Origin of the sequence: Coprococcus sp. AF21-14LB (assembly GCF_003458885.1) — a bacterium.
Classification (GTDB): Bacteria; Bacillota; Clostridia; order Lachnospirales; family Lachnospiraceae; genus UBA9414.
The window spans coordinates 1-12,486 of record NZ_QRVX01000020.1; the positions used below are offsets into that span (position 1 = coordinate 1).

A 12,486-nucleotide genomic window follows, 5' to 3' on the forward strand; every position below is an offset into this window, starting at 1 on the left:
AATAAAAATATACAAAAAAATAATTAAAAACAGAATAAAATAATAGAAAGGTGCTAAAACAGATGCTATAATTACATTATCAAAAAAGTTCGAAAGTAAAAAGTAGTAAAACTGTTTGGTAAAAAGGTGGTAAAATGACGACGTTAAAGGATGTGGCAGCAAAGGCAGGCGTATCACAGGCCGCAGTTTCAAGGGTACTAAAGAATGACAGAACATTTTCTGTATCGGAAGGAACGCGACAGAGGATTTTGAGAGCAGCGGAAGAGCTGGAATACCGGGGGCGTTCAGAACGGTTGGAACATACATTCGTAGACCTGCCGAAGGGAAAGATAGGAATCTTTCTTTTATATCAGGAATTGTTGGAAATTGAAGACAGTTATTATCAGATTGTTCGTCTGAGTTTAAAACGGGAACTGGAAAAGAATGGTATGAAAGTCGAAGAGATCTTTCTGGATACGATGGAAAAAGGAATCGAAAAGTTTTCAGAATTTCAGGGAATTGTCTTAGTCGGTCATCCGGGACTGTGGTTTCATGCAAGCGAGCTGAGGACATTGCTCAGAGAAGCAAATATTCCTGTTGTCTGTGCGGATTTTGAACTGGAAGACGGAGAACTGGATGCAGATTACATTGTCAATGATTTTGAGAGCGTTGTACAAAAAGCAGTAGAATGTTTTGAAAGAAATCGATATGAGGAAATTGGTTATATCGGAACGTATGGAATTGAGATTTATGGGGCGCTAAAGGCGGACAGGCGTTATTTATATTTTAAAAAGATGTTAGAGCAAAAAAAATTATTTAGGGAAGAGTTTGTCTGGCTGACAAACAATAGCTATATTACGAATGGATATGAACTCGGAAAGAAAATTTTAAGAGAGCATCGCAAACTTCCGAGAGCAGTATTTGCAGAAAATGACAGTCTTGCCATTGGATTTCTGCGTGCGCTGAAAGAAAACGCAGTCAGTGTTCCGGATGAAATTGCAATCATTGGATGCAATGATGTGCAATCAGCAGCATTTATGACTCCGCCGCTGACAAGTGTGCGTCTGGCTAATGATTTGATCGGAACGATGTCAGCGAGGCTTCTTCTGGAGCGGATGATGACCGGAAGAACAGAGAGTGTGAAGGTTGTTGTTCCGAATAAACTGATTATTCGGGGAAGCTGCAGTGATAGTCAGCCGTTATAACTATAAAAGATAAAAGCGAACTGCCGGTGACGGGCAGAAAAATATTACAAAAATATAGGAAATGATTTTAGGAGGGCCGATATGGAATTTAATTATCAACATCAGGACTGGAGTAATCTGAAGGTGCTTGGAAGAAACCGGATGCCGGTTCGTCCATTCTACACAGGATGGCAGTCAAAAGAAGATGCAAGAACAAAGAAAAAAGAAGAGAGCGGAAAGTATACTTGTCTGAATGGAACATGGAAATTTGCTTATTTTACATCACCATTCCTTGTTCCGGAAGGCTGCACAGCAGAAGTGTTTGATGACAGCGAATGGGATCAGATGCCGGTTCCGGGACATTGGCAGTTAAATGGATATGATCATCCACACTATAATGATGCTTACGCATTATTCCCGATTACAGATGATCCGACAATTCAGGCAGACAATCCGACAGGGGTGTACCGCAGAACACTGCAGATTGAAAAACAGGATACATTGGAATATATTTTACGGTTTGACGGTGTGGAAAGCGCTTATCATGTTTGGGTAAACGGACAGCAGGTCGGATATAGCCAGGGACCGAGAAATACAGCAGAATTTGACATTACACCATATGTAAAGCATGGAGAAAATGTGCTTGCTGTTGAAGTTTATAAATATTCTGACGGAAGTTACCTAGAGAATCAGGATATGTGGTGGTTTGCAGGAATCATCAGAGATGTAGCGCTGATTACCCGTCCGCTTGTTCATTTATCCGATTATAAGATTGACGCATTGCTGGAAGAGGATCTTTCCACAGGAAGTTTTCATGGAGAGCTTGTCGTTGAAAATCATACATTAGAGACAGTAGAACTCACGGTAGAGACAGAATTATATGACGGAGAGAAGAAAGTTTTTGCAGAAGAACATCCGGTAATTCTTTCCGGTGTAAACGCAGATGATGAGAATCAATGCCGGGAAGGCAAAATGACGGTTGTAATCGATCAGAAGATTCCGGAAGTACAGCCGTGGTCAGCGGAAGTTCCGTATTTGTATGATGTTGTTATGACGGTAAAACAGAATGGAGAAGTTATTGAGGCATATTCCTGCCGGACAGGCTTTCGGACAATCTGCTTAAAAGACGGACTGTTCTATGTCAATGGCGTTCCGATTAAATTAAGAGGAGTAAACCGCCATGACTGGAATGAACATACAGGACGCTGTATCCGGGAAGAAGATATGCTGGCAGACTTATATCTGATGAAACAGAACAACATCAATGCGGTTCGTACATCACATTATCCGCCGACACCGGTATTTTTGGATATGTGTGATACCCTTGGACTTTATGTAATGGAAGAAGCGGATCTGGAATGTAACCAGATGTCTTATACAAAGAAAATGAACCGTATCAGTGATGATACACTTTGGGAAGCAGCTTATATTGATCGTGCAGAGCGCATGGTGAGACGGGATAAGAACCATCCATCCATTCTGTTCTGGTCACTTGGAAATGAATCCGGATTCGGTTCCGCTTTTGTGGAAGAAGGAAAATTTGTGAAAGCATATGATCCGACAAGATTAATCCACTATGAAGAAGACAGAGATGCTTCTATTGCAGATGTTTACAGTACGATGTACACAAGACACCATCAGTTGGAGATGCTTGGAAAAGATACTTCAAAACCAAAACCGCATGTGGTATGTGAATATGCTCATGCAATGGGAAATGGTCCGGGAGGATTAAAGGAATACTGGGAAATCTATGAGAAATATCCTCGCCTTCAGGGTGGTTTCATTTGGGAGTGGGTTGACCACGGCTTAAAGAGAACAGATGAAAATGGAAAATCATATTATACATATGGTGGAGATTATGAAGATCATCCAAACAGTGGCGCATTCTGCTGTGACGGACTGATCCAGGCAGACCGCACACCGACACCGGCGATTCTGCAAGTGAAGAAAGTGCTTGAACCGGTTGTTTTCCACGGCTTTGATCCATGTACAGGAATGATCACGGTAGAAAATAAATATGACTTCCAGGGATTAGAGCATTTGGAAGCAACAGCAGTGATTGAATATCCGGAAGCAGGAACAACTGTAAAAGAAGTTGCAGTAGACTTGAGTGGAATCAAACCGCATGAGATGAAGCAGGTTCAGATTTATCATCCGGAAGAATTACAGCTTGGGGATGCAGCAGAAGACTGTTGGATGACAATCCGTGTTGCATATCGCGAGAAACCGGTATGGGCAGCAGAAGAACACCATGAAGTTGCATTCCATCAGGAATTATTAAAAGCAGGTGTGAAAGAGGTTCAGACAGCTCCGGCGGCAGAGCTTCAAGTATCTGAGGCAGCAGGAGTGATCCTTGTTCAGGGAACAGACTTTGAAGTTGGATTTGACCGTGTTCATGGAAACCTGTGTAAATATGTATTTAAAGGAGAAACGCTGATCCAGGAAGGAAAAGATATGAACTTCTGGCGTGCTCCGGTAGATAATGATATTAATGCAAGAAAAATCTGGCAGACAGGCATGATCGATCATGTATGTAATGTTGTAGAAAATGTTGCAGTAGAAGAGAAAGAGAATGAAGTTGTGATTGCTGTAAAACAGTTCTATGCGCCGATTATTCTTGAATGGAAGATTTTAATTAAAGCTGAGTATCACATCAGCACAGAAGGAGTAGTCACTGTAAAATACCACGGAACACCGGTTGGAAATCAGCTTCCGGAATCCTTCCCTAGAATCGGGCTGCGTTACGTTCTTCCAAAAGAATGTGAACAGGTAAAATGGTATGGAAGAGGACCTCTGGAAACTTATAAGGACTGCAAAGAAGGAAACAGATTCGGCTGCTTTGAAAGCACAGTGTCAGACTTCTATTTCCCATATGTAGTGCCTCAGGAAACAGGGAACCATGAGGATACAAAATGGGTAGAATTTGCAGGAAAGAATGGACATATTCTCCGCATTGAAGCGAAAGATACATTTGCATTTGGAGCATTGCACTATACGCAGGAAGCGCTTACAAAAGCAACGCATACGAATGAAGTAGAACCGATGGAAGAGACTGTACTTTGTATCGATTATGCACAGCATGGCCTCGGAAGTGCAAGCTGGGGAGCAGAATGTCTTGAGAAAGATCGCCTGCATCCGGAAGTATTCGAATTCGAATGGAGCATCAGCGGAAAATAAAAAATACATTCTGAATAAAAGGGAGGTAAAGGAATGAGCAGCAAAACAGGCGCAGATTATAGTCTGCCAAAGAGAAAAAGCTTAATGACAAGGAAAAATGCACCGTATCTGTTTTTGACACCGATGATTATTTTGTTTGCAGTGTTTATGATTTATCCGGTTATTAAGTCATTAATACTGAGTTTCCAGGATTTTACAGATGGACAGTATATTTTCTGTGGAATTCAGAACTATGTTACGATGTTCAAAGATCCAATCTTTTGGAAATCACTGAAAAACACATTTATTTACCTGGCAGTACAGGTACCGGTCATGGTAGTGCTCTCACTGGTACTCGGAGTTATGGTGGAACAGGCTTTCTTAAAGTTCCGCTCCGGATTCCGTATGAGTATCTTCCTGCCGTCAGTAACAGCATTAGTAGCATATGCAATTGTGTTTAAGTTATTATTTAACACAGATTTTGGTCTTGTAAACCATGCATTAAGAGCACTCGGATTCACTGGAGTTGACTGGTTGAATACTGTGTGGGGTGCAAGAATGGCAATCATTATTGGTATCACATGGAGATGGACAGGATACAATACAATCATCATGATCGCCGGATTAAAAGGAATTCCGTTGGAGTTATATGAATCAGCAGATATTGACGGAGCAAATGCGTTCCAGAAATTCTTCTACATCACAATTCCGATGGTAAAATCCATCATTTTATTTGTCAGCATTACATCAACAATCGGTACATTGCAGTTGTTCGATGAATCCTTCATCTTAACAGGCGGAGGACCGGATAATGCTACCATTACGATTGGACATTATTTGTATAATACAGGATTCTCATATTACAAGTTCGGCTATGCAGCTGCAATCAGCTATGCGCTCGTTGTAATCATTGGAATTTTGTCAATCATTCAGTTTAGAATGTCGAAAGGAGGAGAAGACTAATGAAGAAAAGTAAAGCAAATGTATCTAAAATCTTTACATATGTATTTCTTATAATTGCAGCATTTGTCTCTCTGTTTCCGTTCTACTTTATGTTTGTATCAGCGACAAATACAAATGCGGATATTTTAAGTGCGACACCAAAGCTTTTCTTTGGCACAAACTTATTAGCCAACCTGGCAAACTTAAATAAACGTCTGGATCTGGGAAGAATTCTGTTGAACTCCTGTATTTTGACATTTACTTATACAGGACTGGCAATGCTTCTCCACTCTATGTCAGGATATGCATTTGCAAAATATGAATTTAAAGGGAAAAACCTTATTTTTGGTATCATTATGGTAACGATGATGATTCCGGGACAGGTAATGTATGTGCCGCTGTTTACATTAATGAATAATATCGGTTGGGCAAATACATATCAGGCAGTTATCCTTCCGGGTCTGGCAGGAGCGTTCGGAATGTTCCTGATGCGGCAAAATATGTTGGCATTCCCGACATCACTGATCGAGGCGGCGAGAATTGATGGATATGGCGAGTTCTCAATCTTTATGAAAGTCGTTATGCCTTCCATGAAACCTGCGCTTGGTGCAATGGGAATCTACATGTTCATGAGTATGTGGAACAGCTTCATGTGGCCGTTGATCATTTTAGGAACAAAATCTATGTATAACTTCCCGGTAGCGCTTTCTATGCTGGATGGAGTTGCATGGAGAAAAGATTACGGTGTAATTATGTTAGCGACAGTGTTTGCAGTATTACCAATCTTAATTGTCTTTCTTGTGTTTCAGAAACAGTTCGTTGCCGGCGTTATGGGTGGAGCTGTAAAAGAATAAATTTCATCAAAGGAGGAAAATGAAATGAAAAAGAAACTATTGGCAATTTTAATGGCAACAGCAATGACAGTATCATTAGCTGCTTGCGGCGGTGGCGGATCCGATGCGAAGAAAGAGGGCGGATCTGATGACGGAAAATTATCCGGTGAGATTACAGTATGGAGCTGGGATGTGGCTTTAGCTCATATGGAAGCTCAGGCAGAGAGATTCCAGGAGAAATATCCGGATGTAGAATTCAATTTTGAAGAGATGGGTGTTCAGCAGGTATACCAGAAAATGACAACATGTCTGCAGTCTGGAATCGGACTTCCGGATATTGTATCTCTCGAGGGTGAGCAGATGGCAAAATTCGGTGAGAAGTTCCCGGGCAAATTTGAAGAATTTACTGATATGATCAATAAAGATGATTCTTCCCGATTAAGATCGCCGAATGTACAAGCGATGACAAAATTATCGCATATCCGTGGGATTCCGGCCCGTGTGGAATGTTCTACCGTGCAGACTTATTTGAAGAAGCCGGAATCAAAGCTGAAGATATCGTAACATGGGATGATTTCATTGAAGCCGGTAAAGTTTTGAAAGATAAAACAGGTGTTGACATGCTTTGTATGGCAGAGTCAAGAAGTGATGCTACATATCGTTTCATGTTAATGCAGCTTGGTAAGTTCTATTTTGATGCTGAAGGAAATCCGCAGGTAAATTCCGAAGAATCTATTAGAGCAATGGAAATGTGCAAAAAAATGTACGAAGCAGGCATTACATTTAATAACTCATCTTGGGATGATATGGTAGCCGGCATGACAGCTGACAAATTTGCATGTATCGCAGAGGCAGTTTGGATGGTTGGTTCTATCAAAGATGCAGCTCCGGATCAGGCAGGTAAATGGGCATGTATGCCACTTCCAAAATTTGATGCAGATGCAGAAGCAATGGGCGCATCTAATGGTGGATCAGTTCTTGCAGTTCCGTCAGCAAGTGAAAATGCAGAAGCAGCAAAAGAATTTGTAAAATTCTGTATGGAAGATGTTGATGCAAACGTAGAAGGATTCCAGAACTATGGTTTATATCCGTCATACCTTCCGGCATTAGAGTCAGAAGTATTCCAGGAAGGCGATGAATACTTTGGCGGACAGAAATTATTTGATATGTTTACAGAGATTGGTAAAACAGTACCACAGGTAAACTATACTTCTAACTTCGCAGAAGCAATTGAAATGTCTAAAAACTGTGTTGCAAGAGTGCTCCTGGAGGATGCAGATCCTGCAAAAGTTTTAAGTGACGAACAAGAAGAAATGGAAGCAAAATTCGGTAAATAATAATCAGGATGAAAGATAAGTGTTGGGGGTTTTCCCCCGGCACTTATTTTTAGAAGGGAGGATTATTTGTACGAGACAAAGAAGATAAAACGAGAGATCTACCACATCATTATTCCGATGATCCTGGAAAACATTCTCCAGATTTCAGCGAGTCTTATTACAACAGCGATGGTTGGAAGACTTCTGGCAAATGATATTTCTGCACAGGGGATCTGCGTCAGGATAACGGATACGCTGTGGGTATTTTATAAAGGAGTGGCAATTGGTGCTACGGTTCTGATTGCGCGCGCCTATGGTGCAGGAAAGAAAGAAAACTGCAGAAAAATTATGGAGCAGACGTTGCTGACAGAATTAGCAGTCGTTCTGCTTGTGCAGATTTTTTTATTTTTCCGCGCGGATATTTTCCTCGGATTCTTTTCGAAAGATCCACAAATTCTGACACTTGCACAAAGTTATATGAAAATTGTAGTGATAGGATTTACAGGAAATGTTATAATGACTCTTGTTACAGCAGCGTTCCAGGGATATGGAAATACAAAAACACCAATGTATATTGCGGCAGCAATGAATATTGTAAACATTGTCTGCGGTTATGTATTCATTTTTGGAATTGGTCCATTGAAAGGAATGGGAATTCAGGGTGCAGCTGCAGCGCTTGTTACAGCGCAGACATTTGGAGCTGTTCTTGGATTGTATTTGCTGTACAATAAGAAAAAGGGATTATTCTCAGATACGGTACGTCAGGGAAGTTTCTTTAAGCTTGACCGTAAATGCATTTATGAAGTATATACAACAGGAATTCCGGCAGCTTTGGAAAGCATGTTCTGGCAATTTTCAGCTATCATTTTAAGTAAGATTATTCTTTCTTACGGAGCGGCGGCATTTGCAGCTTATCAGCTTGGAATCCAGGCGGAAACGATTACGGAAATGCCTGCGATCGGCTTCAGTACGGCTTCCACAACATTGGCGGCGCGTGCAATCGGAAAGCGGGATCAAAAGCTGCAGAAAATATACTTTAAAGAACTTTTGAAAGTAGGAACAGCTATCAGTGTTGTAACATCGCTTCTGTTGATCCTGCTGCCAAAAGTATTTATGCAGATGATGACGAACAAACCGGAACTTCAGGCAATTGGTGTTGTATATGTGTTTGTGATGGGATTTATTCAGATTCCGCAGAACTTATCAAGAATATACAATGGAACAATCCGGGCGCTTGGTTATAAGAATACGCCAATGCTCGTAGCAGGATTTGGAATCTGGATCGTCAGAATTCCGCTTTGCCTGCTGGCGGCATTTGTTCTGAAGCTTCCGATCACAGCAATTTGGATTGTGATTGCATTGGATCAGCTTTCAAGATTCTGTCTAAGTGTATTTTTGTACGGACGTATCGGCAAGAAGAATATATTCCCTGCAGATACATTAGAAATGGAGTAAAGAAACAATGAAAAACAAATTAGGAATTGCAGGACTTCTGGCAGTAACAATCATATGGGGAGGGGGCTTTGTAGCCAGCGATATTGCGCTTGTAGGGCTGACGCCTTTTCAGATTATGGCAATCCGTTTCCTGATTGCAACGATTGTAATGGCAGCACTTGCAGGAAAAGAGATTAAAACGATTCGGAAAGAAGAATGGAAATGCGGTGCAATTCTTGGATTCTTTCTGTTTGGAGGATTTGCACTTCAGATTATTGGACTTCAGTATACGACACCGTCCAAAAATGCATTTTTAACAGCTACGAATGTAGTGTTTGTTCCATTTATTGCGATGGTACTTTATAAGAGAAAAGTAAAAGCACAGTCTCTTGTAGGAGCGGCAATGGCAATCATAGGCGCCGGAGTTCTTTCGCTGCAGGCAGATTTCAGTATGGGAATCGGCGATGCCCTTACCCTTGTCTGTGCGGTCTGCTTCGCATTCCAGATTTTCCTGACAGGAGAATTTGTTGGAAGAATCCGGCCTATGGTACTGAATTTTATTCAGATGGCGATGGCATTTGTATGCTCTTTGGTGGGCTATCTCTTTTCAGGGGAGCTGGCGTTCCATGCAGATAAAAACAGCATCTGGGCAGTGTTATATCTTGGTCTGATCAGTACCTGCCTGACTTACTTTTTACAGACACTCTCACAGAGATATGTGGAAGAAACGAAAGCAGCTATTATTCTTTCGATGGAAGCAGTATTTGGAACAGTCTTTTCTGTTATTCTGCTTCATGAACAGGTAACCGCGAAGATGTTAATCGGATCAGCGCTGATCCTCGGAGCAGTGCTCGTTTCAGAACTTCCTGTATTTGCAGGCAAGGAGGCAAAAAATGTCCAGAAATTGGGAGAAAATCAATAGACAGATTGATACGTTTATTGAAAACAATCAAAATGAGATCATTGAAAATGTATGTCGTCTCGTAGGAATACCAAGTGTCGAGGAAAAAGGATGTACAGCATATCCATACGGGGTAAAATGTGCAGAAGCGCTGGACTTTTGTGCAGAGCTTGCCAAAGAAAAAGGATTAATTGTGGATAATTATGATTATTATGGCCTGGAGATCAGACTGCAAAAGGAGCAGAGTGGAAAACGTCTGCTTTTTGCAGCACATGCGGATGTTGTTCCGGCATCGGAAGGAAATCTGTACCCGCCTTTTCAGGGAATTGTGGATAAAGGCTATATTATTGGACGCGGGGTGGTGGATGACAAAGCGCCGCTGATCGCGCTTTTATATGCGCTGGCATTTTTAAAAGAAGAAGAGCTGATTCCGATGAATGATATCCGACTGTTTGTAGGTTCCCACGAAGAAACAGATATGGAAGACCTGAAATATTATCTCAAAGAGCGGGGCAGCCGGAGTTTGGAATTGCAGCGGATGATGATTTTCCGATTACGAATGGTGAGAAAAGCGTGTTGAAATTTCAGCTTAAAGGGAAAGAAACTGTTGATGAAGTCAAAGAACTATTGCAAAAAGACAGTACCGGAGAAGTGTTTGGACTGTCGGTAATAGATCCGGTTTGCGGAAGATCTCGATGCAAAGTGACAGAAGAAATCGATGAGATGACAAAAGAAAAGAATTTTGTGCTGCGATCTGAGACTTCCGTCCAGCGAAAACCTTGATGAAGCTGAGAAAAAAATCCGCGCCTTTGCGGAAAAACAGGGATTAGAGATGACTGTTCTGAGACTGGATCAGGGGTATTGGATCTCAGAAGAGGAAGAAATCCCATCGCTTCTTGTAGAGTTGTATCATAAGCTGACAACATTGGAGGATCGTCCATATATTATGGAAGGATGTACCTATGCAAGACATTTTAAACAGGGATGCGGCTTTGGTGCGGGACAGCAGGGAGAGAAGAAACCATTTCCCGAAGGTCACGGAAGCGCTCACGGACCGGATGAGGCACAGAATATTCAGGTGCTTTTGCGGGCGTTAAAACTTGATATTCTGGCGGCATTGGCAATTGATGAGCTGTGGAGCAAGTAATCATTATGAATAAAGGGAGCTGGGCAGATAAGTGCGCCAGCTCCTTTTATCTGTGAATACAGGAAAATGCTTATGCTATGATGTCTGGCAGTTTCTGCGGTCAAATTCCGGATTGAACGCATAGAAATTGCGGCTGTCGAGACGATCCTGCACATGTCGCAGTGATTCACCGAAGCGTTGATAGTGTACGATTTCCCGCTCTCTTAAGAAGCGGATCGGATCACAGACTTCAGGATCTTTTACGAGACGGAGAATGTTATCGTAAGTTGTTCTTGCCTTTTGTTCTGCTGCCATATCTTCGTGCAGATCAGTGATAGGATCTCCTTTTGACTGAAAATAAGTTGCTGTCCACGGAGCTCCGCTTGCCGCCTGCGGCCAGAGCGCCAGTGTGTGATCTACATAATATGGAGCAAAACCGGATTTTTCGATTTCTTCCGGAGTTAAATTGCGCGTAAGCTGATGGACAATCGCACAGATCATCTCCATATGGGCGAGCTCTTCGGTGCCGATGTCAGTCAGGGTAGCGGTTACTTCGTTGTATGGCATCGTATATCTCTGACTCAGATAGCGCATAGAGGCCGCAAGTTCGCCGTCCGGGCCACCAAACTGACTTATGATGACTTGCGCCATTTTGGGATTCGGTTGTGAGATTTTTACAGGGTACTGCAGTCTTTTTTCATAATTCCACATATTAACATCCTCCTTCCTGCCACGGCCACGGATCATTGATCCAGTTCCACGTATAAGAATCGGAGCGCATTGCGTAATCTACCGTGAGAGGACCGAATTCTTCAGCATATTTTTTCAGAGCTTCATTGCGGAGACGGCTGTATTCCTGATAGTAATTTAGCGCTTCCTGATTGTCCGGGTGCGTATTGAGAAATAATTTTATGTCATCTACAGCAAAGCTTACAACATTAATGTGATGGAGCATTTCCTGACGCCGGGATTGATTTCTCATCGCATCATCCTCCTTTTGGCATAAATGGTTTATCGAGGGCCTCGAAAATAGTTCCGCGGCAGAAGCCTTTTGTTGCTTCATATGGGCAGGCCCATTGCTGCCACGGAACATAAGCCATAGCAAGCGGCATGCCTTTTAATGGATCTTCGACAGCAGTCTGACGTATGCGGGTACATCCGCAGCTCTGACGATTTGGCATTCTCTGAGGCACATTCATATTTGGATAGTTTTGCATGTGCAGTTACCCCTTTCATTGAATTTACAATATATAGTATGAAAAATATAAGAAAGCGTGCATCTGTATGTGAGTCAGGATTGAATTTCTTGCGTCAGAATGTTATAGTAAGCAGAGGAAGGAGGCTTGTCGGATGAGACAGGAAGAATTTAGAATGGAACGCCCTGGACTTGTGAAGGCAGGCGATGTGGTTAAGATTACGGAGCGTGCGAACGGAAGTCTTTACAGTTATATTATCGAACCATCAGTGGCTATGTCAGGGATTTTCCGGAGTTTTGAGCGGATCAGATCGAAAGAGGGCATTGTCCATGAAGTGAAAGATACCCCAAGAGGGTTTCAGGTTGTAGTTAATTTTGATGAAGAACCGCGCAAATAGCGATGTTTTCTTTGAAGCAGGA

General features: G+C 42.1%; 15 protein-coding genes. 12 read left to right on the top strand and 3 right to left on the bottom strand.

What is annotated here, in order from left to right; translation table 11 throughout:
- Positions 1–134 precede the first annotated feature (134 nt).
- The 11 genes from DWX73_RS06675 to DWX73_RS06725 all read left to right on the top strand — a co-directional run bounded on the left by DWX73_RS06675 (position 135) and on the right by DWX73_RS06725 (position 10,892).
- Complete coding sequence (locus DWX73_RS06675) at positions 135–1,184, top strand: LacI family DNA-binding transcriptional regulator (protein WP_118348051.1); 1,050 nt, start codon at positions 135–137, stop codon at positions 1,182–1,184.
- Positions 1,185–1,265: 81 nt separating this feature from the next.
- The gene (locus DWX73_RS06680; RefSeq protein WP_118348053.1) at positions 1,266–4,340 is read left to right on the top strand and encodes a glycoside hydrolase family 2 TIM barrel-domain containing protein; all 3,075 of its coding nucleotides are present in this window, start codon (positions 1,266–1,268) and stop codon (positions 4,338–4,340) included.
- 33 nt (positions 4,341–4,373) lie between these two features.
- Complete coding sequence (locus DWX73_RS06685; protein WP_118348055.1) at positions 4,374–5,282, top strand: carbohydrate ABC transporter permease; 909 nt, start codon at positions 4,374–4,376, stop codon at positions 5,280–5,282.
- Positions 5,282–6,115, top strand: a complete 834-nt coding sequence (locus DWX73_RS06690) for a carbohydrate ABC transporter permease (protein WP_118348057.1) — start codon at positions 5,282–5,284, stop codon at positions 6,113–6,115. The genes DWX73_RS06685 and DWX73_RS06690 overlap by 1 nt, the downstream gene beginning before the upstream one ends.
- 24 nt (positions 6,116–6,139) lie before the next feature.
- Positions 6,140–6,658 carry an ABC transporter substrate-binding protein gene (locus tag DWX73_RS14285; RefSeq protein ID WP_118348059.1) on the top strand — a complete coding sequence of 173 codons (519 nt, stop codon included), beginning with the start codon at positions 6,140–6,142 and terminating at the stop codon, positions 6,656–6,658.
- Complete coding sequence (locus DWX73_RS06700; protein WP_199413544.1) at positions 6,601–7,431, top strand: ABC transporter substrate-binding protein; 831 nt, start codon at positions 6,601–6,603, stop codon at positions 7,429–7,431. The genes DWX73_RS14285 and DWX73_RS06700 overlap by 58 nt, the downstream gene beginning before the upstream one ends.
- Positions 7,432–7,497: 66 nt before the next feature.
- Positions 7,498–8,865, top strand: a complete 1,368-nt coding sequence (locus DWX73_RS06705) for an MATE family efflux transporter (RefSeq protein ID WP_118348063.1) — start codon at positions 7,498–7,500, stop codon at positions 8,863–8,865.
- Between the two features lie 7 nt (positions 8,866–8,872).
- Positions 8,873–9,766, top strand: a complete 894-nt coding sequence (locus tag DWX73_RS06710) for a DMT family transporter (protein WP_118348065.1) — start codon at positions 8,873–8,875, stop codon at positions 9,764–9,766.
- A complete protein-coding gene (locus DWX73_RS06715; protein WP_118348067.1) occupies positions 9,738–10,325 on the top strand; it encodes a M20/M25/M40 family metallo-hydrolase in 588 nt (195 codons plus the stop codon). Before DWX73_RS06710 ends, DWX73_RS06715 begins: the two co-directional genes overlap by 29 nt.
- Positions 10,322–10,528, top strand: a complete 207-nt coding sequence (locus DWX73_RS06720; protein ID WP_118348069.1) for a hypothetical protein — start codon at positions 10,322–10,324, stop codon at positions 10,526–10,528. The genes DWX73_RS06715 and DWX73_RS06720 overlap by 4 nt, the downstream gene beginning before the upstream one ends.
- Complete coding sequence (locus DWX73_RS06725) at positions 10,488–10,892, top strand: hypothetical protein (protein WP_118348071.1); 405 nt, start codon at positions 10,488–10,490, stop codon at positions 10,890–10,892. The genes DWX73_RS06720 and DWX73_RS06725 overlap by 41 nt, the downstream gene beginning before the upstream one ends.
- A gap of 75 nt (positions 10,893–10,967) precedes the next feature.
- On the opposite strand, the gene DWX73_RS06730 is transcribed toward DWX73_RS06725, so the two are convergent.
- The 3 genes from DWX73_RS06730 to DWX73_RS06740 are packed head-to-tail and all read right to left on the bottom strand — an operon-like array spanning position 10,968 to position 12,052.
- Positions 10,968–11,582: a manganese catalase family protein gene (locus DWX73_RS06730; RefSeq protein ID WP_118348073.1), complete on the bottom strand. Its 615-nt coding sequence runs from the start codon at positions 11,580–11,582 to the stop codon at positions 10,968–10,970.
- Between the two features lies 1 nt (position 11,583).
- Entirely contained in the window at positions 11,584–11,853 is a 270-nt protein-coding gene (locus DWX73_RS06735) for a spore coat protein CotJB (RefSeq protein ID WP_118348075.1), read from the bottom strand.
- Positions 11,854–11,857: 4 nt separating this feature from the next.
- Positions 11,858–12,052, bottom strand: a complete 195-nt coding sequence (locus DWX73_RS06740; RefSeq protein WP_334294654.1) for a spore coat associated protein CotJA — start codon at positions 12,050–12,052, stop codon at positions 11,858–11,860.
- Positions 12,053–12,221: 169 nt separating this feature from the next.
- Here DWX73_RS06740 and DWX73_RS06745 point away from each other — a divergent pair, with 169 nt between their 5' ends.
- The gene (locus tag DWX73_RS06745; protein ID WP_118348079.1) at positions 12,222–12,464 is read left to right on the top strand and encodes a hypothetical protein; all 243 of its coding nucleotides are present in this window, start codon (positions 12,222–12,224) and stop codon (positions 12,462–12,464) included.
- Positions 12,465–12,486: the final 22 nt, after the last annotated feature.